The sequence below is a fragment of the Adhaeribacter terrigena genome (genome assembly GCF_016623615.1).
Taxonomy (GTDB): domain Bacteria; phylum Bacteroidota; class Bacteroidia; order Cytophagales; family Hymenobacteraceae; genus Adhaeribacter_A; species Adhaeribacter_A terrigena.
In genome coordinates this window covers 124843-147897 of sequence record NZ_JAEHFX010000006.1, presented here as the reverse complement: position 1 = coordinate 147897, position 23055 = coordinate 124843, and the positions used below count along the sequence as shown (strand labels likewise).

Genomic DNA, 23055 nt, shown 5'->3' with positions numbered 1-23055 from the left:
TACAGAAAACTATATATTTTGTGATCTTTGTTAGCTTAAATTATCTTCCCAACCGTACATCAAATTCTTTATGAACATCAAGAAAGTATTGGTAGCGAACCGCGGCGAGATCGCGATCCGGGTTCTGCGCGCCTGTACCGAGCTGGACATCCAGACCGTAGCCATTTACACCTACGAAGACCGTTATTCGCACCATCGCTACAAAGCCGACGAGGCTTACCAGATCGGCAAAGATCACCAACCGCTGCAGCCTTACCTGGATATGGAAGCAATTATTGCCATAGCCAAAGATAACAGTGTAGATGCCATTCACCCCGGTTACGGTTTCCTATCCGAAAACAAAGAATTTTCGCAGAAGTGTAAAGACAACGGCATTGTTTTCATCGGCCCCCGGCCGGAAGTTATGGAAGCGTTGGGCGATAAAATTGCCGCTAAAAAAGTAGCCAAAGCCTGCAACGTTCCTATCATTGAAAGCAATGAAAATGATCTGACAGATTTTGAGGTCGCTAAAATTGAAGCCAGCAGAATTGGTTATCCGGTCATGCTGAAAGCGGCTTCCGGCGGCGGCGGACGAGGCATGCGCGTGATCCGGACGGACGAAGAACTGGAAAAAGGATTTTTTGAAGCCCGTAACGAAGCCCTGAAAGCCTTTGGCGATGCCACGGTTTTCCTCGAAAAATTTGTGGAGCGTCCCAAGCACATCGAAGTGCAGATCGTAGCCGATAATCATGGCAACATCACCCATTTATTTGAACGCGACTGTTCGGTACAACGCCGCTTCCAGAAAGTGGTAGAAGTAGCGCCGGCCCTGAATCTGAAAGAAGAACTGCGTCGCAAACTCTACGATTATGCACTCAAGATCTGCTCGGCGGTAAATTACAATAACGTAGGCACGGTAGAATTTCTGGTGCAGCCCGAAAACGATGCGATCTTCTTTATAGAAGTGAACCCCCGGATCCAGGTAGAGCACACGGTTACCGAAATGATTACCGGCATCGACCTGATCAAAACCCAGATCTATATAGCAGACGGCTACAAGCTTTCTGACGATGAAATTTCTTTGGGTGAGAACCACGCCCGTTTCAACAACGGTTTTGCCATTCAGTGCCGCATTACCACCGAAGATCCTGAAAACGAATTCAAACCCGATTACGGAACCATCATTGCCTATCGCAGCGCCGGTGGTTTTGGCATTCGTTTAGACCAGGGCAGCGTGTATCAGGGCGCCAAGATCAGCCCGTTCTTCGATTCGCTGCTGGTTAAAGTTTCAGCGCATTCCACTACTTTAAAAGATGCGGCCAAAAAAATGCAGCGCACGCTGGAAGAATTCCGGATCCGGGGCGTAAAAAACAACATCCAGTTTTTGCAGAACATCATCGGCCACGAAGAATTTATTTCCGGTAATGCCACCGTCGATTTTGTAAGAGAGCACCCGGCCTTACTCAAGTTCGAAAAGCGGCAGGACCGGGGCACCAAATTCCTCAGCTACATTGCCGATACCATCGTGAACGGTAATCCGGATATTACTTTTACCGACCCGAACAAGCTCCTGGAAAAACCCCACCTTCCATTGCTTGATCCGAAGAAAACCTACGAAAAGGGCACAAAAGACCTGCTCACCGAACTCGGGCCGGAAAAATTTGCTCAATGGCTCCGAAACGATAAACAGATTCACTACACCGATACCACTTTCCGCGACGCGCACCAGAGCCTACTGGCCACCCGCATGCGCACCTTCGATATGCTGAAAGTAGCCGAAAGCTACGCTAAAAACCACCCGCAAACGTTCAGCATGGAAGTGTGGGGCGGTGCGACCTTCGATGTAAGCCTGCGTTTCCTGCACGAAGATCCCTGGGACCGGCTGGCCAAAATCAGAAAAGCGGTTCCGAATATTCTGCTGCAAATGCTCATTCGCGGGGCTAACGGCGTAGGTTATAAAGCTTACCCGGATAATTTAATTGAGGCTTTCGTAGAGAAAAGCTGGGAAACCGGCGTAGATATTTTCCGCATTTTCGATTCACTGAACTGGATGAAAGGCATGGAAAGCTGCATCAACTTTGTTCGGAAACGGACCGGCGGCCTGGCCGAAGCTTCCATCTGCTATACCGGCGATATTCTGGACCCGGCCCGCACCAAGTATAATTTAAACTATTACCTCGACCTGGCTAAAAACCTGGAAGACGCCGGCGCGCATATCTTGTGCATCAAAGACATGGCCGGTTTATTAAAGCCATACGCCGCCACCGAATTAATCACCGCACTGCGGGAAACCGTAAAGCTCCCTATTCACCTGCACACCCACGATACCTCTTCCATTCAAAGCGCTACGTATTTAAAAGCCATTGAAGCAGGCGTAGATGTGGTAGACGTAGCCCTGGGTTCGCTGTCCGGTTTAACCTCGCAGCCGAATTTCAATTCCATGGTGGAAATGATGCGCTTCCAGGACCGCCACCGCGAATTCGACCAGAAAAGCCTGAACGAATATTCGAGCTATTGGGAAACCGTACGCGAGTATTATTATCCATTCGAATCGGGTTTGAAAGCGGGAACTTCGGAAGTGTTTCAGCACGAAATTCCGGGCGGGCAATATTCCAATCTACGGCCCCAGGCGCAGGCTTTGGGTTTGGGCGATAAATGGGAGCAGATCAAAACCACTTTCACGGATGTAAACACGCTTTTCGGTGATGTGGTGAAAGTTACGCCAAGCTCCAAAGTAGTAGGTGATATGGCGCTTTATTTAGTGTCGAATAACCTGACCACGGTAGATGTACTGGAAAAAGGCGAAACTATTTCCTTCCCGGAATCGGTGCAGCAATTCTTTAAAGGCGACATTGGCCAGCCGGTGGGCGGGTTCCCGAAAAAGCTGCAGAAGATCGTTTTAAAAGACGTAGAACCATATACCGACCGCCCGAACGAACATCTGGAACCGATCGATTTCGAAAAGGAATGGGATGATCTGAAAGCGAAATTCGGACAAAATGTAAAATTCACCGACCTGCTTTCCTATTTGCTTTACCCGAAGGTTTTTGAGCAATATTACAAACACGTGCAAACCTACGGCGATGTTTCGGTGATCCCGACGCGCATCTTTTTCTACGGCATGAAACAGGGCGAAGAAGCTATTATTGATATTGCCAAAGGGAAATCCATCATTATAAAATACCAGAGCATGGGCCCGGCCAACGACGACGGCACCCGCACGGTTTTCTTCAAAATGAACGGCCAGACCCGCAACATCGACGTGCTCGATAAATCGGTGAAAATTACCAAAAAGGAAAACCGCAAAGCCGACAAAGCCGATCCGAAACAAATTTCGGCGCCGCTGCAAGGCATGCTTTCCAAAGTGCTGGTAAAAGAAGGACAACAGGTAAAGAAAAATGCGCCGCTGTTCATTATAGAAGCCATGAAAATGGAAACCACCATAACCGCCGCCGAAGACCTGGTGGTTACCGGAATTCATTTGCCGGAAACTTCGCTCGTAAGTGCCGACGATCTGGTGCTTTCAACCGGTAAACCTTCGGAAAACGCTATGGTAAATGCCATAGAAACTGCCACTGAAACGGCCGAAGCGGAAGCCTGAAAAACGCTAGGGTTTTAAGGCTGAAAAGTATGGGCTAACCTCACCGGTTTTTAAAACCGGTGAGGTTTTTTTATGCTGCTTTTTCAGAACCATTTTCGTAATTTTAGCCATATTCCTGATTGTATGAATATTCTGGTAGTGGAAGACGAGCTGAACGTGGCGGCATTTATCAAGCGTGGCCTGGAAGAAAATTCCTTTGAAGTGGATGTAGCGTACGATGGCAATACCGGCCTTTTACTGGCACGGCAGAAAGAATACCACCTGGCTATTCTGGACGTGATCATGCCGGGACTGAACGGGCTGGAAGTTTGCAGACAGCTGCGTAATTGGGATGCTTCTTTGCCTATCCTGATGCTGACGGCCTTAGGAACCACCGACGATGTAGTTACCGGGCTGGAAGCCGGCGCCGACGATTACCTGGCCAAACCTTTCAAATTTAAAGAACTGCTGGCGCGGGTCCGGGCTTTAACCCGGCGTAAAAATTTACAAAATCTCACTGGTAGCAAACTAACCTTTGCCGACCTGGAGCTGGACCTCGATACCAAAGTGGTTTCCCGGGGTGGGAAAAACATTAACCTTACTGCCCGGGAATTTGCCTTGCTGGAGTATTTTATGAAAAACCCGGGCAAAGTTCTGGGCCGGATCGATCTGCTGGAAAACGTATGGGAACTGAATTACGACCTGGGCTCGAACGTGGTAGATGTATACGTGAATTACCTTCGGAATAAGATCGATAAAGAATTTCCGGTTAAGCTTATTCACACCGTGATCGGGATGGGTTACGCATTAAAAACCCCGGAAACCGCATGACGTTTCGCAGCCGGCTTACCCTTGCGTTTTCCCTGCTTATTGCGGCCGTTTTAATTGCAGTATGCACCTTCGTTTATTTCCAGGCGAAAGATTTTACGCACCGGCAGTTCTTTCAGCGATTGTACGAACGGGGTTTAATTACCGGGCAGTTGTTTCTGGAACGCGATGAGTTGAGCGCCAAATCGATGGACAAGGTCCGGCAGAAATACCTGAATAAATTAAACGAAGAGGTGCTTACCGTTTACAATTCCGATCTGCAGCCCCGTTTCTTACTGGATTCTTCCAATGCCGGCGCCCCAACGCAATTGCTGGAACAGATCAGGAAAGATAAGTACGTGGAATTCTGGGAAGGCGACCGGCAGGTAGTCGGTTTCTTTTACCACGACAACGAAGGAAATTTTTTCATCATTGCTTCGGCCAAAGACGCTACCGGTTTAGAGAAACTGGCTAATCTGAAGAACGCAATGATATTCAGCGTGCTGGGTAGTTTGCTTTTGGTTCTCACCTTAGGTTATTTCCTCTCGCAGCAGGTGCTAAGGCCTATCCGGGAAATCGTATCGGAAGTAAATAAGATCCGGGCCTCGAACCTGCATTTGCGGGTAAAGGGACGGAGTTCCAAAGATGAAATTGCGGAACTGACCCAGACTTTTAACCAGATGCTGGAACGGCTGGAATTGTCGTTCGAAATGCAGAAGAGTTTTATTGCCAACGCTTCTCATGAACTCCGGAATCCGCTTACGGCCATCAGCGGCGAAATTGAAGTAGCCTTGCTGAAAGACCGTTCGGTGCCTGAATATAAAACCTCGTTGCAAACCTTGCAAAACGAAACCAACCGCTTACAAAAACTTACTTCTGACCTCATCACCTTAGCCCAAACCGGTTTCGACGAACAGGAAATTCAAAGGGAAAGCGTGCGCCTGGATGAACTGCTGCTGGAAGTGAAACAGGAACTGGAAAGTCCACAAACGGGCAATTCCCGCATTCGTTTACACTTGGAAAACCTGCCCGATTTTCCCGAGAAATTGACTGTACCCGGGAACAGGAATCTCCTCAAAATTGCGCTGCAAAACATTCTGGAAAACGCCCTGAAATTCTCCGATCAGGCGCCGGTGGCGGTAACTTTTTCGTACCAGAACTCCGGCATCTCCATCACAGTAAAAGATTCCGGCATAGGTATTCCGGCTGAAGAAATTTCTTACGTGTTTCAGCCTTTTTACCGCGCCCAAAACGCCCGTTCCCGGCAAGGAACCGGCATCGGCTTATCGCTCACTGACAAGATCATGAAACTGCATCACGGCCAGATAACCATAGAATCGCACCAGCATAAAGGCACTACCGTTACGGTAAAGTTTAAAAGCTGATTACCTTAAAAAACGCTATGCTTTTCACCCTAAAAAGTCAGGAATAACCGGGAAAAAGTAAAGGCAGCCAGAAGCCGCCTTTTCAAAAAGTGAATGCTGCAAAATTGCATTCCCAAACAAACATCAATGTTAAGCCAAAGAAATTTCAGGAGAGAGTATTTTTTTAAGGCGTTTATTTTCCGCTTTTTCAATAGAACGTTTATAAACCAGGTCCACGATCAGCGGGAAAACCAGCAAGGTTAAGATGGTACCGGTAATCAAACCTCCAATTACTACAATGGCCAGCGGCTTCTGCGTTTCCGAACCGATTCCGGTGGAAAGCGCGGCCGGCAATAATCCCAGGGCCGCCATCATGGCTGTCATGAGAACCGGGCGGGTTCGTTCAGCTACGCCTTCCTTAATGGCCTGTATGAGCGGAATTCCTTCTTCCACGTTCTTCTTAAATACTGAGATCAATATCACCCCATTCTGAATACAGATCCCGAAAAGGGCAATGAAACCTACGCCGGCTGAAATACTGAAATTGGTTTGGGTAATGAGCAAGGCCAGGATTCCGCCAATGAGGGCAAATGGTACGTTCAGAATTACCAGGCCAGCATCGCGCACGTTACCAAACGTTACAAACAAGATCAGGAAGATCAGCACCAGACTGATTGGGGCAACCTGCGAAAGCCGTTCCGTAGCCCGGATCTGGTTTTCGAATTCGCCTTTCCATTCCAGTTTCATGCCTTTGTCCAGCTGAATAGCACCAGCCACTTTATCCTGCGCTTCTTTAATGGTGCTGCCCAGGTCGCGGCCGCGCACCGAGAATTTGATGGCAATAAAGCGGGCGTTCTCTTCGCGGTACACAAAGGCCGGTCCGGTTACCGTTCCGATCTTGGCAATTTCCTTCAGCGGGATCTGGCTGCCGTAACTGGTAGGTACCAACAGGTTTCCTAATTGCGCTTCATTTTGCCGGAATTGGGGTTGGTAGCGCAAGCGGATGTCGAAGTTGCGTTCCCCTTCGTACATTTTGGTAGCTGCTTTGCCGCCAATGGCCATCTCAATCACGGCCTGACAATCGGCGGTATTTACGCCGTAAGCCGCCATCCGGCTTTGGTCTAACTGGATCTGGAGTTCCGGTTGGCCGACCAATCTGATCACGCCCAGATCATCGATGCCTTCCACTTTATTCAGGATGTTGTAAACCGAATCGCCCAGCACTTCCAGTTTATTCAGATCATTGCCGAAAATTTTCACCGCCATCGAGCCTTTCACCCCGGAAACCGCTTCTTCCACGTTGTCCATGATGGGCTGCGAAAAGTTGAATTTTATGCCCTGGTAAATGCCCAGCGAATTGCTGATCTCGGAGATCAATTCCTGCTGCGTTATTTTGCGATTCCAGTCGTCTTTCGGTTTCAGGTCCACGTGAAATTCGATGTTGAAAAAGCCGGTCGGGTCGGTGCCATCGTTGGGCCGGCCGGTCTGCGATAAAACCTGGTTTACTTCATCGAACTGCAATATCTTTTTCCGGATCTTTTCGGCCATGTCAATGGATTGATCCAGGGAAGTGCTCATCGGCATGCTGGCCCGCACGTACACCGCGCCTTCATTCAACTGCGGCAAAAATTCCGAACCCAGAAAGCGGAAACAATATATGCCAATGACCACGGCTCCCAGCGCTCCCAGCAAACTGGCTTTCTTGTATTTATAAGTAAAGCTGAAAGCCTTGAAAACCGAGTTGTTCATGAAATTCACGATCGGGTTGTGCTTTTCCCGCACGTTCCTATTCAACAGCATGCTGGCCAGCACCGGCACCAGCGTAAGCGTAAAGATCAAAGCGCCCAGCAAGGCAAAACCCAATGTGTAAGCCAACGGAGAAAACATTTTTCCTTCCACTTTCTGGAAAGCAAAGATGGGCAGCAGCGCGGTAATGATGATCAGTTTGGAAAAGAAGATCGACTTGCCCAGATCCGTTGCGGTATTCTTGATCATGCCCTGTTTGGAAAGCTTGTTGAAGCGTTTCATGCCCAGCTGGTGCGCTTTTTTATCGAGCACCACAAACAAGCCTTCCACCATCACCACCGCCCCGTCTATGATAATGCCAAAGTCGATGGCGCCCATGGAAAGGAGGTTGGCGGACATGCCTTTCATGCGCATACAAACGAACGCAAAGAGCAAGGCCAGCGGAATGATGATGGAAACGATGAGAGTGGTGCGCCAATCCGCCATGAAAAGGAACACAATGGCCGTTACCAGAATAATGCCTTCCAGCAGGTTTTTGGTTACGGTGCTGGTGGTAAACCCGATGAGCGTAGAGCGGTCGTAAAACGTTTTGATCTTTACATCTTCCGGCAAAACTTCGTCGTTCAGTTCTACGATCTTTAGTTTCAGCGCGAAAAGAACCTCGGAAGGATTTTCATTTTTGCGCATCACCACAATGCCTTCCACCAGGTTGGTTTCGTTATCGCGGCCCACGTAGCCCAGACTCGGCAAATGCGATTCCTGCACTTCGCCGATGTGGCGGACCAAAACCGGCACGCCATCGCGGTTATCGACAATTACATTTTCGATCTCCGGAATGTTGTTGAGCAAACCAATACCGCGCACCACATAGGCCTGCGAACTTTTCTCGATCACGTCGCCACCCACGTTGATATTGCTTTTGGCAAGGGCTTCGTACACTTCCAGCGCGGAAATGCCGTATTTTGCCAACAAGCTCGGGTCTACCCGCACTTCATAGGTTTTCACTTCACCGCCAAAACTAACCACATCGGCTATGCCCGGCACGCTTTTTAGTTGCCTATCAATCACCCAATCCTGGATGGTTTTCAGTTCACGCACGTCTTTGCTGCTGCTTTCCAGGGTGTAGCGGAAAATTTCGCCGGTGGGGCCGGATGAAGGTTGCATGGCTGCATCCACGCCGTCGGGCAGGTTCACGGCGGCTAATTGGTTGGCTACCAGTTGGCGGGCCGTAAATTCATCTACTTCATCGTCGAAGATCATGGTTACCACCGAAAGCCCGAACAGGGAAATGGAGCGGAGGCTGGTTTTTTTCGGCACCACGTTCATCTCCACTTCCAGCGGAATGGTTACGAATTTTTCCACTTCTTCCGCGCTGCGGCCCGGCCACTGGGTAATGATCTGCACGCGGGTATTGGTTACGTCCGGAAACGCTTCTATGGGCGTATTTTTATAGCTGATCACCCCGGCCACAATAATGATAAAGGTGGCGAAGAAAATCAGGAACCGGTTCTTGAGCGAAAAGGCAATTATATTTCTGATAAAGGAATTCATAGGCAAATTTTAGTTGGTCTTGTAAGCATCGTAAACCAGCAGCTGGTGGCCGGAGATCACATTTTCGCCGGCTTTCACCCCGGAATTCAGGTAAGCGGTTTTGCCTACGGTCTGGTAAACGGCCACTTCCCGCGGCGCCAGATCGCAGTTTTTGCGGTAAACCATGGCAAAGGTTTTGTTCTGGTCGAAGATGATGGCGGTAGCCGGCACGGCGATGAGTTCTTTGTCTTCCTGGTATTTTACCAGCACGTTGGCAAACATTTCGGGCTTTAATTCATACCCCGGGTTTTCGAGCTTGATCCGGACTTTCATCACGCGGGTGGTGGGGTCCAGCACGTTGTAAATTTTATCTACTTTGCCCTTCAGAATCTTGTCCGGATAGGAGAGGGTGGTTACCTCGGCTTCGTAGCCGTCTTTTATTTTGGCAATGTCGCTCTCATAAACGTTGGCCATCACCCATATCTCGTTCATGCTGGAAATGGTGAACAGGTTGTCATCGTTGTCGGAGCGGACCTGGGTATCGGCGTTGATCTTTTTCTCCACGATAAAACCCGAAGCCGGCGCTTTTACAATGTATTCCGAACCGTGGCCCACGCTGTAGATCTGGAACATTTCCTTCATGCGATTCAGCTCGGCCTGGGCCCTTTTGTGTTCCTGCTGGGCGGCCAGAAAATCTTTTTGGGAGGCCAATCCGGCTTTAAACATTTCTTCGGTTACGTCCAGGTTTTTATCAGCCAGCTGCACTTTGGCCTGGGTCTGGATGAGTTCCTGTTTCAGGTCGGCCACTTCGCCGCTTTTAAGCACCGCCAGGGTTTGGCCTTTCTGCACGTAATCGCCGAGTTCCACTTTTACCTGCTGCACGTAACCGCCCACCAACGGAAAAACCTTGAATACTTTCTGTTCATCGAAGGTAATTTTGCCCGAAAGTGGTAATTGGTTTTCAACCGGCTGGAGCTGGGCTTTTTCCACTTTTATCATGCTGGCAATGGTATCGGTCAGGCAGAAATCTTCGTGGTTCAGCGGTACTTCGCGGTTAGCCGATGTTTGGCTGCAACTGCCTAAGAAAAAAGGAACCGAGGCGAAAAAGGCGAAAAATAGACTTGATCTTTTAAATGTTGAGGTCATGGCTATAGGGTTAAGTTTAATAAGAGAAGACCGGTTTTCCGACCGCGTAATTTATTTCTTCCAGCGTGCGCAGCCGGGTGTTTTCTAGTTCCAGGCCTTGTTCCAGGCTGTCGGAATAGGCTTCGAAGTAATCCAGGAATTCGAGCAAACTGAGGTTGCGGCGCGCAAAACTGGCAGCCACGCCGTCGAATAATTTGTTGAAATCGCTATGGAAATTGGGGTCAAAACCCGCGTGCAGCTGCTGGGCTTTCAGGGCTTTCTGATAGGCTTCCATCACTTCGTTTTCTACTACCTGTTCCTGGTACTGCAGGCCCAGTTGGCTGCGTTCCAGTTCGTGGCGGGCGATTTTGATATTGCCCTGGTTGCGGTTCCAGAGCGGCAGCGGCATTTGCAGCGTTACCCCGGTATAATTTCTTATAAAACTACCGTCGCGGTCGTAAAGTCCGCCCAGCGTTACATCGGGCACGGCCAAGGATTTTTGCAATTTCAGGTTGGCCTGGTGCAGGTTCACGTTGGTATTTGCGCCTTTCAGGTCGTAGCGGTTTTCCTTGGCAGTTTCCACCAGTTCCGGATAGGTCAGGTTGGTTAAATTCAGGGTCTGAATTGTGGCTTGGTCGGGTTGGGGAACCAGAAAAGTGGTAACCGGCGAATGGGTAAGCAGGCGGAGTTCGCTTTGATTTTCCTGAATTTCGGCCTGCAGTTTCAGCTGTTGGTTATCCAAAGAAATGAGCAGCGCTTTCAGGCGGGTGATTTCTTTCAGCGGTACGTTGCCTTTTTTGTACTGGCCTTCGAAAGCGGTAACCAGTTTTTGCACCACCGCCACGCGTTCCGTCAAACTTTTATTTATCTGGAGCTGGAAATGTAATTCGGCAAAAGAGGAACGCAGGTTAAAACGCAATGCCCGCAGCAGATCAAAATATTCGGCTTCGGTAAGCTGGGCGTTGTATTCCTCCACCCGCACGCGTTTTTTCCGTTTGCCGGCCAGGGTAATCAATTGCTCCACCGCCACGATCTGCTGCCCGGTCCGGGAAGCATCGAAGTATTTGCCGTTTTTGGAATTATAGATGTTCTGCTCCAGCGAAAGAACCGGATTTTCGAACAAGCGCGCCTGAATAATGGCCGCCCGGGCCGATTCGATGGAAGTTTTTTGCTGCAGCAACGGCAGGTTGCGTTCCTGGAAAAGGTTTTCGGCTTCGGCCAGGGTTATTTTAACGGTATCGGTTGGGGAAGTTAACGCAAGCGCTGGTTGGGCAAAGCCGGTTGACAGCCGGAGGTAAAACAGAAAGGTTAATAAAAGGAATATCCGCATAGCTTTTCAGTAGTAATGCTGTAAAAGTATAGCGGCGGTATTAGAGCGGCGTTAGAAGGAGATTAGAATAAGATTAGAATTTTAAAAATGCCGAATGGAGTAAATGGAAGTAGTTTTTAGCAGCAAATTTATTGAATGGCTTTTTGAGGTTTTAAGAAATCTGCTTTCAGGGCATTGTAAAGAAACACGCTTTTTAATTTTAATACCTGGCAAATTGCTGTTATTATTTGGGCTGATTACCACGATTTCAAAAGCGCGCAGCCCGGAAAAGGCGGGTCGCTAATTCTAATCAGCCAGCCAGAACTGAAGGAAAAACGCTATGGTTTTAGACTATAAAACTGCCGGAAATAAATTTCAGCCATTTGTATTTCTTCTTGAAAACAAAAAAACTCACTCCTTTTAAAGGCTGTGAGTTTTTAGCGTTAAAAGCATACCGTTTTCTGTTTACTTTGGTAACCGGTAGCTTACCCCGGCCGAAACAAAGTAATCCGGCGCTTCCTCGCTGAGGCCTACGCCGCCGTAAGCGTCCAGTTGAAAATTCGGTTTTAATTTATAAGCCAGGCCGGCGTCAAAACTTTGCTGCATATCGTTTTGGTGCAGTTCGCCAAAAGCTTCGCCGAAGATCTGGAACGTTTCTGTTATTTTATATCCTAACCCCAGGGTATATAAACCAAACCGCTTATAATTTTCGCCGGTTTTAGTATTAAAGTTTTCTTCCCATTCCACGCCTACGTTGTAGTTTAAAGATAAAGCTTGGGAAAGCCTGTTTTTAAAGTTGAGGCGCAGCTTGGGTTGAACCTGATCTGCTTTTAAGGTTTCGTCGCCGGCTGGCAATTCAAAATCGGCTTGTAAAGCTAAATCCGGCCGGGCACCCTGGTTTTTCAGGAACTGGACCTTAGTGCCCAGCATCACTCTGTTCAGACCGGTATCGGTAAAGCGGTTTTCCGGCAATGCCGGGCCGGTTAAATCTAAAACCCGGTGAGTAAGTTGCCCGCGTAAGCGTAGCTCCAGGAAATTTAGAAGTCCGTAGCGGATCAAGACTTCGGGCAACAGGTATTCTTTATCTGAGTAAAAATTGGTTTCGTCGTTTTGGAATTGCAGGCCAATTTCGGCCTGTAAGGCACCTTGCGGAACCACTGTGGCCGCATTACCCACGCCGGGTCGGTCGGTTTCTATCTCTTCATACTCAGGAGTCGTTTCGGTTTGCGCAAAAGCCGTTTCCAGGGTAAAAAGGGCCAGCAGAGCAAGTATTAGTTTTTTCATGATAAGGAATAGCGTTTTTCATAAGTTTTCAGAAATTGCTTACGCAAAAAGCCTGTGAGGGGCAATTGATCGCGGTTTTTATTTTTTCCGGCTTATGAAAAGCTATTTCACAAATGCGATGCAAGGCGGCCTGTTCCAAGTATTTTATAGAACGCGGGTGAAGGACTTCAGAGCCTTAGGGTTCAACTGTTCTATAAAAGTCCATGAGTTTGTTTGATAAGGCTTACCATGGCAGTAATTCTGAGATGGCTTCAGGTCAGGAAATTAAACTTCCTTGGTTAGAATCTGTTTTCTGCTTGGGAAGCGGCGGCATTTAAATTTGTAAAGTACCAGAGGCAGAGAGGAAGTGTAAGAATCAGGTATCAGGTACCTGCTTTTTTTGATCGATTCGGATAAAATTTAGTTCTTTTCACGGAAAATGATTTACTTTATAATATGCTAAGTGTTTATGTGTCTGGTTATGAATGTTTTATGGATTTATTAAAATTTTTGTAACCTGTCGCATTTAAATCCGTTTATATAAGATTTTTTAATGCCGGAATTGGAGTTGTGAAATCGCTCAGGGGCTGAAGTGCCACGCGGTCCGGTTTAAGTTTGTTTTTATGTTTATTGCATTAAGTACGTTTATTATTGCCAACGATATGGCGCCGGAAGTGAAACAGGCTTTTCGCGATCGTCCGCACCTGGTTGACAATGCCCCCGGTTTTGAGCGCATGGAAGTTATCTGCCCGCACGACGAACCCAACGAGATCTGGCTTATTACTTACTGGACCGACCAGGAAAGCTACCAGGTCTGGCATAAAAACCATCTGAAAGAATCGCATTCCCAAATTCCGAAAGGATTGAAACTTGTTCCCCGTAGCGCCAAAGTCCGTTTTTTCTCGCATATCAGTAAATAATTCAGGAGAGAAGAAATGGCAAATAAAAGAACAGCTGAGCTGGTTTATAATCATGCCGCAGAAATAGCAGAGGTAGCTACCACGCTGCAATACAAACGCATGCCGGAACTAGAATCCCGCTATGGAAAAACTGGCCGCGAAAAATGCCTGCAGGATGCCGGATACCATTTGTCGTACCTGGCCGAAGCCATTTTATCGGAAAGCCCCTTATTGTTCCGCGATTATATTGGCTGGGCCCAGCAAATGCTGAGCGCGCGCAACATTCCGGCCAAAGACCTGGCCGTAAACCTGAATTGCATTAAGGAAGCGCTGGCGCAGCGGTTGCCCATCGAAAGTTTTGTGGTTGCTGCCAAATATATGAACAGCGCCATGAACCAGCTGGAATCGGCTTTTGAACCCATCGAAAGTTTTCTGAAAAGCGACCATACCTTAAAAGCCACCGCAGAAAAATATTTGCAGCTGCTGCTGAACGGCAAACGTAATCAGGCCAGCCAGTTAATTCTGCAGGAAGTAGAAAAGGGTGTTGCCGTAAAAGAGCTTTACCTGGAGGTTTTTCAGCCGGTGCAGCACGAAATAGGCAGGCTCTGGCAGCTCAATAAAGTTTCGGTAGCGCAGGAACATTATTGCACCGCTGCCACCCAAATGATCATGTCGCAGCTCTACGAGCATATTTTCAATTCCGAACGCAACGGGTACCGGCTGGTGGCGACCTGCATTTCCGGCGACCTGCACGAAGTTGGCATCCGGATGGTGGCCGACTTTTTTGAAATGGAAGGCTGGGATACATTTTACCTGGGAGCCAATACGCCGATTGAAAGCATTATTCGTACCTTGCGCGAGCAGGAAGCCAATCTGCTCATTGTTTCGGCTACCATGGCTTATCACGTGCGTGCTGTTTCTGATTTAATTGAAGCCATACGCCGCGATACAACCCTGAAAAGCGTTAAAATAATGGTTGGCGGTTACCCGTTTAACGTAGCCCCGGAATTATGGCAGGCCATTGGCGCCGATGCTTTTGCTAATAATGCCGCTGCGGCCATAGAAAAAGCGAACGACTTGCTGCGCGCACTGCCTTTAAAATGATCTGATGAAAGCGGGACCTGAATTTATTCTGCAATGCAACCAAAACAGCTTTATCGAGGAAGTTATGTATGTCCGCGAAAAGCTCGATGTACGAAGCCTGGTGAATCAGCCGCTTTTATTTTGCATCAGCCCGGAATACCTGGAAGCCGGCAGACGCTTTGTGGAAGCTATCCGCTGGTCTGGCAAAGCCCAGTATTTCGATCTTGAAATACTGCTGAACGATGAAAAACATCTCTTTACCTTTTCCGGCGTTTTGCTTCGCGATCATATTATCCTGGTAGCGCAGCGGGCTCTTCCAAAAGAAAATCCAGAATTGCCGGTTACCCAATTGGTGGCCGAAGAAGTAGAAAACACCCTGGCTGAACCGGCAGAAATGACCCAAACTGAAAACGAGGCCGAAGTTACCGTTTGGGAACTGCTGGAAGAAATGAGCCGCCTGAATAACGAACTGATAAACACCAAACGCGACCTGGTAAGAAAGAGTATGGAACTGGAGCGGTTGCAGGAGCAACTTAAAAAACGCTAGGGTTTAAATCTCCAAAACTACTTTTTAACAATATTCTTTGGTTACGGTTTTTCGTTTCAATAACCGGCTTGTTACCTGCGTTTTAGTTAGTGCCCTTTTAATTTACTTCCAAATTCCTGGTGCCCGGAACAGTTTCGGTACTTAAAAAACGGTAAGGTTTTGCAGGCATAAACCCGATGCCGCGCCTGTTTCGCAGCAGGGAGCGAATGTTTCCGTATTTTATCTTTTCAATTTATCTGCATATCTTTGCCGGGTTATTAGCTGCTCTTTCTCGATTTTTTTTCAAGTAATTTTTCGGAAAAAACAATATATTCAGAATATCTGTTATCTTTAATAAATTCCAACGTCAAAAGACGCTGTTTCCCCGAAGGCAGCAGTATATTTTTTTTTATTTTCTCCTGGAAACAGCTGTTTCCGGCCCCGCTTACCCTTAAGCAAAACTTCCCCCGGCAAGGTTAGTGTTGTATTTGTTGTATTAAACAGTGCTACCTATTATTCATGAATATTAAAAAAATACTAACCGGCATTCCGGCTTTCGATCATATTTCCGATGGTGGTTTGCCCGAAGGAAGAACTACTCTGATTGCCGGTACTTCGGGCAGCGCCAAAACGTTGTTTGGGGCCCAGTACCTTGCTATGGGCATTGCGCTTTTCGACCAGCCGGGCGTGTTTGTTACGTTCGAAGAACAGGTAAACGATATCCGTCAGAACCTGCGCAGCTTTAACTGGGATATAGACAAATGGGAAAAAGAAGGTAAATGGGTATTTCTGGACGGCTCGCCTAAAGATGAAGAATCGGTAACGATCGGGGAATATGACCTGAGTGCTTTCCGGGTGCGCCTGGAGCATGCCATAACCAAAAGCAAAGCCAAACGGGTGGTGATCGATTCAATCGGCAGCGTGTTTTCACAATTTCCGGAAATGCACACCATCAGGCGCGAGCTTTTTAAAGTTGCCATGACGCTGCGCCGCCTCCAGACTACTTCCATTATTACCGCCGAACGCACCGAAGAATACGGCGACATTTCCCGGTTTGGCGTGGAAGAATTCCTGACCGATAACGTAATTATTCTGCGCAATGTACTGAATAAGGAAAAGCGCCGCCGGACGATTGAAATTCTGAAATTCCGGGGCAGTAACCACGTAAAAGGCGAGCATCCGTTCACCATTATTCCCGGCCAGGCCATCGTAATTATTCCGCTTTCGGCCATGGAACTGAATCAGCGTTCGTCTACTGCGCGGGTAAGTTCCGGCGTGGCCAAACTCGACGAAATGTGCGGCGGCGGATTTTACCGCGACTCCATCATCCTGGTTTCGGGCGCTACCGGGGCGGGCAAAACGCTTTTGGTGGCCAACTTTATTAACGGCATCCGCGAAAAAAAAGGACGCTGCCTGCTGATGGCCTTCGAAGAAAGCCGCGAACAGTTATTCCGCAATGCCAGAGGCTGGGGCCAGGATTTTGAGCAACTCGAAAAAGACGGTCTGCTGAAAGTAGTCTGCATTTATCCGGAAGTTTCTTCCCTGGAAGATCATTTTGTTAATATTCAGGAAATTGTAAAGGATTTTAAGCCCGACAGAATTGCCATCGACAGCCTCTCGGCTTTAACGCGCACGTCTACCGAAAAAGGTTTCCGCGAATTTATCATTGCCCTTACTTCGTTCCTGAAACACGAGGAAATTACGGGCATGTTTACTGCTACCACGCCGCTGTTAACCGGCGGCTCTTCGGTTACCGAAGGCAATATTTCTACCATTACGGATACCATAATCCTGCTACGTTACGTGGAGGTTTCCGGGGAGATGCAACGCAGCATAACCGTACTGAAAATGCGCGGTTCCCGCCACGATGCAGCCATCCGCCGGTTTACCATAGACAGCCAGGGCATGAACATTGGTGACCCGTTTGTGGGCGTAAGCGGCATTTTAACCGGCAACCCCGTAGTTATTAAACAGAATTAAAAAAAGGCAAAAAAGGGATAAGAATTCGAGGAAAGAAAAATTTGAAAGAAATAAAAGAATGGAGCAGGTTTTCGGCTTTTAAAGGAAATATGAACAAATACGTTTTACAGCTTTTTATTAACGGCAACAGTCTTACATCTATGGAGGCGGTTGAAATGCTGCAGGCTATTTGCAAAGAAAACCTGAAAGGAAATTGCGAGCTCGAAATTGTTGACATTCAGGTAGAACCGCAAAGGGCCGAAGAAGCCGGTATTCTGGCTATACCTACGCTGGTAAGAAAATGGCCTTTACCCGAAACCCGTATCATCGGGGCTTTATCGGTTAAAACGCGCGTACTCACGGGGCTTGGAATTGCGTCAGATAAAAGCTGAAAAGCTATGGTTTGGCAAACAAAAAGTCGGAAAGCTTTGCATAAAGGTTTCCGGCTTTTTTGTTTTTATGGGTTCAGGATAATATCCTGATTCCGGGAAATTAATTGCTTACCAAACATTTCTTCGTTTTCCGGATAGCGGTCTGAATCAGAATTTACCCCATTTAAATCCTCCCTCAAAAACAGGGACGGACTTTGATCAGCAAACGAGAACTCAATTAACCCAACCCTCTCCCAAAATCTCCTGAATCTGCGACTATCCAGGAAGGAAGTATATACTGTCAGCTAAAGCAGACGGGAATGAATATTTGTCTGAATTTGGATTTATCAGATTAGGAGATTAAAGAATTCTTGTCTGAACACGATTTTCAAGATTAAAGGATAGACAGGATTATTTTTAGTTTGATTTCACGCCTATCGCCAGCGCAGCGTAACCTGAAAATCACGTTATCCGGAAAACTAAACTAAAAAGAAGCAAGCTACGAAGGAAAGCTGACACCAGTTTCTGTGAGAGCGGCCTCCAAGACTTCCGGTGCCGAGGAACGAGGCAGCCCGGTAGGGCAGGAAGGGTTGCAGCCGCGAACGCAGAAATCGGAGATTCAGCGTAGCTAAACGAAGCCTCCCGGCTGGAGGGGAAAAGCTTAATTGAAAGTTGAAAGCTTTAAAAAGAAGCAAGCTATAAAAACGGTATCCTTTCAGGCATAAAAACTCAATAGCAAACATTTAACCAACCCGATGAGATCTCTCCTGACGTCGAGATGACCGAATAAAATCACCTCATTAATCCTCATCCTCATAATCCAAGCCCCTAAACTTATTATAAGCCTGCTGCAATTCCGAAAAAGCGTGCATGTTTCCTTCCTGGCGGCTTATTTTCAACCCTTTCTGATATGTTTCCTCGGCTTTGTCTTTCAAACCCAGCTCATCGTAAAGCTTGGCAGCATGATAATACGTGCCCACGTAATTCGGATGATCGGCTAGCAGCAATTCGTAATATTTCCGCGATTCGGCAAGATCCAGCTTCAGGTATTCGGTAGCCAGGGCATAAATGGTGAAAGCATCGGTCGGGTCTTCCTGATAAAAAGCTAAAAGTTGGGTTAATCGCGCGTTGTTGGTTTCCATTATTTTAAATAATTGCTAACTTCGCCCCAAAGTTAAACCTTCTTAAGCATACAGAGCGAAAAATGAAGATTTTAGTTTGCATCAGCAACGTACCCGATACTACTACCAAAATAACGTTCACGCCCGATAATAAGCAGTTCAACACGGCCGGCGTGCAATTTGTAATAAACCCTTACGACGAATACGCGTTAACCCGTGCTATTGAGCTGAAAGAAGCCCAGGGCGGCACCGTTACCGTTCTGAACGTAGGCGAAGCCGATACCGAAGCCAACATCCGTAAAGCCCTGGCCATTGGCGCCGACGATGCGGTTCGCATCAACGCCAAACCAACCGATGCTTTCTTTGTAGCTACCCAAATTGCTAACTACGCCAAAGCCGAAAACTTCGACCTGATCCTGATGGGAAAAGAATCTGTTGACTACAACGGTTTCCAGGTGCACGGTATGGTGGCTGAAATGTTAGGCATTCCTTCTATTACCCCGGGCGTGAAGCTTGATGTAAACGGCAACACGGCCACGGTTCAGCGCGAAATTGAAGGTGGTCATGAGATTATCGATGCGCAGTTGCCAATTGTGGTTTCGGCGCAGCAGCCGATGACGGAGCCAAGAATTCCGAACATGCGCGGCATCATGACGGCCCGTACCAAGCCTTTGAAAGTGGTAGAACCAACCGGCTCCGAGACCAAAACCGAGATCGAAACATTCGCCCTGCCTCCGCAGAAAACCGGCGTGAAGATGATCGCTCCGGAAAATGCCGGCGAATTGATAACCTTATTAAGAAACGAAGCTAAAGTTATATAATATATGTCAGTTTTAGTTGTAATTGAATGTGCGAACGGCGAGGTTAAAAAATCGTCTTTAGAGGCGGCAACCTACGGCAGCAAAGTAGCACAGCAAATGGGTACCACGGCAACGGCGGTTGCCATCGGCGATATTTCGGAAGAAAACCTGAAGCATTTAGGCGCGCAGGGCATTAAAAAAGTGCTTTTCGATAACGATGCCCGCCTGAAGAATTTTGTAAACCTGGCGTACGTAAAAGTTATTGCGGCCGCGGCTCAGAAAGAGGCTTCCAAAGTAATTATCCTTTCCAATACCAATATCGGTTCGGCCATTGGTTCGCGTTTAGCGGTGCGTTTAGGCGCTTCTTTAGCTACGAACGTGGTAGCGTTACCGGAAATTTCTGGTAATACTTTTAAAGTGCGTCGCGGCGTTTATTCAGGTAAAGCGTTTGCGGACGTGAACCTGACGGCGGACGTAAAAATTATTGCTGTTAAGAAAAACACCATCGAAGTTGGTCACGAAACCGGCGAAGCTACGGTAGAGAATTTCTCTGCCTCGCTTACCGATGCCGACGTAGCGGTTGCGCCGAAAGAGGTGATCCAGCAGACCGGCGACATTTTATTGCCGGAAGCGGACATCGTAGTTTCAGGTGGCCGTGGTTTGAAAGGCCCGGAAAACTGGCATTTGGTAGAAGACCTGGCGAAGGCTTTAGGCGCGGCTACAGCCTGCTCTAAACCGGTTGCCGACGTAGACTGGAGACCGCATCATGAGCACGTGGGCCAGACCGGAATCACCGTTTCGCCTAACCTTTACATTGCCATCGGTATTTCGGGTGCTATCCAGCATTTGGCCGGGGTTAACTCTTCTAAAGTAATTGTCGTTATTAACAAAGATCCGGAAGCGCCGTTCTTTAAGGCAGCCGATTACGGCATCGTGGGCGATGCCTTCGAGGTAGTTCCGAAGTTAATTGAAGCAGCGAAACAATTGCGTTAGTAGAGAAGATAGAAAAACTGTGAAAAAAATTCAGCTGGAAATTTTAGGCCTTTCGTCGAGCCAGAGCCAATCAGGTTCGTTCGCGTTGGTGCTGGGGGAGAAAGACGGAAACCGCCGGTTACCGATCATTATTGGTATGTTTGAGGCGCAAAGCATTGCGATCCAGATAGAAAAAATAAACCCGAACCGTCCGCTCACGCACGACCTGTTCAAATCTTTTGCCGAGCAGGTGGGAGTAACGGTGCAGGAAGTAATGATCTCCGACCTGAAAGAAGGCGTATTCTACTCCAAGATCGTGTGTAACGACGGCGACAAGCAATTCGACCTCGATGCGCGCCCTTCCGATGCCATTGCCATTGGCCTGCGCTTTAATGTACCGATCTACACCGTAGAAACCGTACTTTCGGAAGCCGGCATTATTCTGAGCGACCTGGAAGACGAAGACGAGGACAGCGAATTAGACGAAACCTCGGAAACCAAAGCCGAAAGCAAACCAGCCGCCGAGAAGAAGGAGAAAATTACCGAAACCTCGGTAGAAGACCTGAACAAGATGCTGGAAGAAGCCCTGGCCAAGGAAGACTACGAAAAAGCCGCCAAGATCCGGGATGAAATACAAAAACGCGGTTAAAAACGCTATTGTTTTGATATAAAAAAGTCAGGCTGTAAGGCCTGACTTTTTTATGTTTTGGGAGAAAAGTTATTCTTAAATTATGTTAATTATTGGATAGTTCTGATTCGACTGAAGTGAAAAAATGCTCGAAATTTATAAAATCAGATTCTTCTTTACGGTCATTAATAATGTGAGAAAGAAGAAAATCTTTTCTTATTTTTCTCTCTCTTGAAATTATTTGATTATTCCTTTTCACCTCAGTTACATCAAATAGTTTTTCTTCTTCAATAGAATCTATAATGTCTGAATCAAACATATTTTCAATACCACATTGCAGTTCTGGAGTTGTATTTTTTTTGTTAATTGGAAAAATATAAGGAATTAGGTTATGGCTTTTAGAATCCTTACAATCTAAATAGGGTGCTTTAGCATCACAATCGAAGACAAAAAATACTTTAAATCTATCAAACCCAGTTTTTGCAAATAATTTAAATATTTTTTGGAGTTCATTTTTGCCACCGCAATCCTTTATTTCAATATCCAAATCAGGAGTGAAAATACTTTTGGCCTTTTCCAAGTATTTATAGTTAAGGCCTTCTGAGTAAATAATTGCTTTATTGATTTCTTCTGTTCTCTTTTTAATTAAATCAAGTTGTTTTCTTTTTTCTTCATAGATTAAACTTAATTCCTCATTTAAATAAAAGAATCCTAATTCGTCCTGAAGTAATTCCCAATCAGAATTTAATGTGGTTGAATCAAATTTTATTTTTCCCTGAGAGTCAAATCTAAGTTTGGTTATTTTAGAGCTTTTGACCTTTAAGTCTTTCCAAACTCTATAAAAACTAATATTATCCCCTCTTAAAGCTAAGAAGTTGAATGAGTGGGTGGATATGAAAATTTGAGCGTTTTTTGAGAACTTTGATTTAAATTTTTGAGCAAGGATTTGGGCATTTCTGTATTCGTAAGAATTTTCTGGTTCTTCGAAACCCCAAATAAAATATTTCTTCGCCTTGTAATCAGATTTAATACTTTTTGTAGTAAATGAGAGTTCTTTAATGGCAATAAAATTGAGAATTTCAGGTATTAGTTTTGCTTGGAATCCATCACCTCTAAGTGTTAAATCCACATTGCCTGTTTGAACCACTAATGCCCGGAATAAATTAATTAGATCAGAAGGAAGTTGAAAAACTGGTTCGATAAAGTTGTTACCATTAGAATCTATTGAATTTTTAAATTCTTCCATCAGTTGATCTGTTTCAACTTGGATTGCTTTTTCAAATTCATTTTTTCTTTCTTCTACCGAAGAAATCTTTGTCTTCCATAATGTTTGCTGGAGTTCACCATAAAGGTGAGAAAAGTAATTGTTATCCTTTATCGCTGGTATATAGTGAAACTGGATTGAATTGATAAAGTCTGTTAATTGTTTTTGTAAACTTGCTCTAGCATTAGATTTTAAAGATTTAGAGCCATCTGGTTTGTTTTCTAAAAAGTAATTAAAATCATTTCCCTTTTCATCTTCAAATTCTCTTTCAATACTTGATAATTGAACATATTGGCTAAATTCAGATGTGTTTTTCCATCTCCTGCTTACCCAAAATTTTTCTGGTAGGTAAATGTTGGTTTTCTTCTCATTATTCTTACCAATATTCTTAGGGTTAACAAACCATATTTTAATTGTTACTAACTCCTCCTTTATCTCATTATCATCATATCCTTCCTTTTTAAAGAAGTCCTTCTCAAAATTGAAAAAGCTGTTTAAATCTGTTTTTTTATTAAAAAATAAATTTAAAGCCCTTAGAATATTTGATTTACCTGAGTCATTTGCTCCTGAAATAATATTAAGATCTTGACAACGAATTACCTTAATAGATTCTTTCTTTCTATTTCCAAAAGAACGGAAATTTTTTATTTCGATCTGATCAATAATATTCATTAGAATGATTGTTTTCTTTCCAAACTATAAAGCAATATAAGAAATTTTGGATATATT

18 protein-coding genes are annotated in these 23055 nt (G+C 46.3%); 12 read left to right on the top strand and 6 right to left on the bottom strand.

Features of this window, described 5'->3' with window-relative positions; all coding sequences use genetic code 11:
- Nucleotides 1-70: 70 nt before the first annotated feature.
- The 3 genes from I5M27_RS12630 to I5M27_RS12620 all read left to right on the top strand — a co-directional run bounded on the left by I5M27_RS12630 (nucleotide 71) and on the right by I5M27_RS12620 (nucleotide 5751).
- A complete protein-coding gene (locus tag I5M27_RS12630) occupies nucleotides 71-3580 on the top strand; it encodes a pyruvate carboxylase (RefSeq protein ID WP_200506585.1) in 3510 nt (1169 codons plus the stop codon).
- 123 nt (nucleotides 3581-3703) lie between these two features.
- Nucleotides 3704-4390 carry a response regulator transcription factor gene (locus I5M27_RS12625; RefSeq protein ID WP_200506789.1) on the top strand — a complete coding sequence of 229 codons (687 nt, stop codon included), beginning with the start codon at nucleotides 3704-3706 and terminating at the stop codon, nucleotides 4388-4390.
- Complete coding sequence (locus I5M27_RS12620) at nucleotides 4387-5751, top strand: sensor histidine kinase (RefSeq protein WP_200506584.1); 1365 nt, start codon at nucleotides 4387-4389, stop codon at nucleotides 5749-5751. Before I5M27_RS12625 ends, I5M27_RS12620 begins: the two co-directional genes overlap by 4 nt.
- 129 nt (nucleotides 5752-5880) lie before the next feature.
- Here the strand turns inward: I5M27_RS12620 and I5M27_RS12615 are convergent, their stop codons facing one another.
- Genes I5M27_RS12615 through I5M27_RS12605 form a run of 3 tightly spaced genes read right to left on the bottom strand, consistent with a single transcriptional unit; the run spans nucleotide 5881 to nucleotide 11461 of the window.
- On the bottom strand, nucleotides 5881-9027 hold the full coding sequence (locus tag I5M27_RS12615) for an efflux RND transporter permease subunit (protein WP_200506583.1): 3147 nt from the start codon (nucleotides 9025-9027) through the stop codon (nucleotides 5881-5883).
- Nucleotides 9028-9036: 9 nt separating this feature from the next.
- Nucleotides 9037-10152 (bottom strand): efflux RND transporter periplasmic adaptor subunit, encoded by a 1116-nt coding sequence (locus tag I5M27_RS12610; RefSeq protein ID WP_200506582.1) that lies wholly within the window; start codon nucleotides 10150-10152, stop codon nucleotides 9037-9039.
- Between the two features lie 16 nt (nucleotides 10153-10168).
- The gene (locus I5M27_RS12605) at nucleotides 10169-11461 is read right to left on the bottom strand and encodes a TolC family protein (RefSeq protein WP_200506581.1); all 1293 of its coding nucleotides are present in this window, start codon (nucleotides 11459-11461) and stop codon (nucleotides 10169-10171) included.
- Nucleotides 11462-11564: 103 nt separating this feature from the next.
- Here I5M27_RS12605 and I5M27_RS12600 point away from each other — a divergent pair, with 103 nt between their 5' ends.
- Nucleotides 11565-11744: a hypothetical protein gene (locus tag I5M27_RS12600; RefSeq protein WP_200506580.1), complete on the top strand. Its 180-nt coding sequence runs from the start codon at nucleotides 11565-11567 to the stop codon at nucleotides 11742-11744.
- A 161-nt stretch (nucleotides 11745-11905) separates the two neighbouring features.
- Here the strand turns inward: I5M27_RS12600 and I5M27_RS12595 are convergent, their stop codons facing one another.
- Nucleotides 11906-12724 carry a transporter gene (locus I5M27_RS12595; RefSeq protein ID WP_200506579.1) on the bottom strand — a complete coding sequence of 273 codons (819 nt, stop codon included), beginning with the start codon at nucleotides 12722-12724 and terminating at the stop codon, nucleotides 11906-11908.
- Nucleotides 12725-13326: 602 nt separating this feature from the next.
- Between I5M27_RS12595 and I5M27_RS12590 the strand changes: the two genes are divergently transcribed.
- The 5 genes from I5M27_RS12590 (at nucleotide 13327) to I5M27_RS12570 (ending at nucleotide 17562) form a co-directional block, all read left to right on the top strand.
- The gene (locus I5M27_RS12590) at nucleotides 13327-13623 is read left to right on the top strand and encodes an antibiotic biosynthesis monooxygenase family protein (protein WP_200506578.1); all 297 of its coding nucleotides are present in this window, start codon (nucleotides 13327-13329) and stop codon (nucleotides 13621-13623) included.
- Between the two features lie 15 nt (nucleotides 13624-13638).
- A complete protein-coding gene (locus I5M27_RS12585) occupies nucleotides 13639-14706 on the top strand; it encodes a cobalamin-dependent protein (RefSeq protein WP_200506577.1) in 1068 nt (355 codons plus the stop codon).
- Nucleotides 14707-14710: 4 nt separating this feature from the next.
- The gene (locus I5M27_RS12580; protein ID WP_200506576.1) at nucleotides 14711-15232 is read left to right on the top strand and encodes a hypothetical protein; all 522 of its coding nucleotides are present in this window, start codon (nucleotides 14711-14713) and stop codon (nucleotides 15230-15232) included.
- A 498-nt stretch (nucleotides 15233-15730) separates the two neighbouring features.
- A complete protein-coding gene (kaiC, locus tag I5M27_RS12575; RefSeq protein ID WP_200506575.1) occupies nucleotides 15731-17191 on the top strand; it encodes a circadian clock protein KaiC in 1461 nt (486 codons plus the stop codon).
- A gap of 41 nt (nucleotides 17192-17232) precedes the next feature.
- Complete coding sequence (locus I5M27_RS12570; protein WP_234462519.1) at nucleotides 17233-17562, top strand: circadian clock KaiB family protein; 330 nt, start codon at nucleotides 17233-17235, stop codon at nucleotides 17560-17562.
- Nucleotides 17563-18341: 779 nt separating this feature from the next.
- Here the strand turns inward: I5M27_RS12570 and I5M27_RS12565 are convergent.
- Nucleotides 18342-18683 carry a tetratricopeptide repeat protein gene (locus tag I5M27_RS12565; RefSeq protein ID WP_200506574.1) on the bottom strand — a complete coding sequence of 114 codons (342 nt, stop codon included), beginning with the start codon at nucleotides 18681-18683 and terminating at the stop codon, nucleotides 18342-18344.
- Between the two features lie 62 nt (nucleotides 18684-18745).
- Here I5M27_RS12565 and I5M27_RS12560 point away from each other — a divergent pair, with 62 nt between their 5' ends.
- Genes I5M27_RS12560 through I5M27_RS12550 form a run of 3 tightly spaced genes read left to right on the top strand, consistent with a single transcriptional unit; the run spans nucleotide 18746 to nucleotide 21083 of the window.
- Entirely contained in the window at nucleotides 18746-19483 is a 738-nt protein-coding gene (locus I5M27_RS12560; RefSeq protein WP_200506573.1) for an electron transfer flavoprotein subunit beta/FixA family protein, read from the top strand.
- Nucleotides 19484-19486: 3 nt separating this feature from the next.
- Nucleotides 19487-20455: an electron transfer flavoprotein subunit alpha/FixB family protein gene (locus tag I5M27_RS12555; protein WP_200506572.1), complete on the top strand. Its 969-nt coding sequence runs from the start codon at nucleotides 19487-19489 to the stop codon at nucleotides 20453-20455.
- 19 nt (nucleotides 20456-20474) lie between these two features.
- Nucleotides 20475-21083: a bifunctional nuclease domain-containing protein gene (locus I5M27_RS12550; protein WP_200506571.1), complete on the top strand. Its 609-nt coding sequence runs from the start codon at nucleotides 20475-20477 to the stop codon at nucleotides 21081-21083.
- Nucleotides 21084-21168: 85 nt separating this feature from the next.
- On the opposite strand, the gene I5M27_RS12545 is transcribed toward I5M27_RS12550, so the two are convergent.
- Nucleotides 21169-22998: an AAA family ATPase gene (locus I5M27_RS12545; RefSeq protein ID WP_200506570.1), complete on the bottom strand. Its 1830-nt coding sequence runs from the start codon at nucleotides 22996-22998 to the stop codon at nucleotides 21169-21171.
- Between the last annotated feature and the right edge of the window lie 57 nt (nucleotides 22999-23055).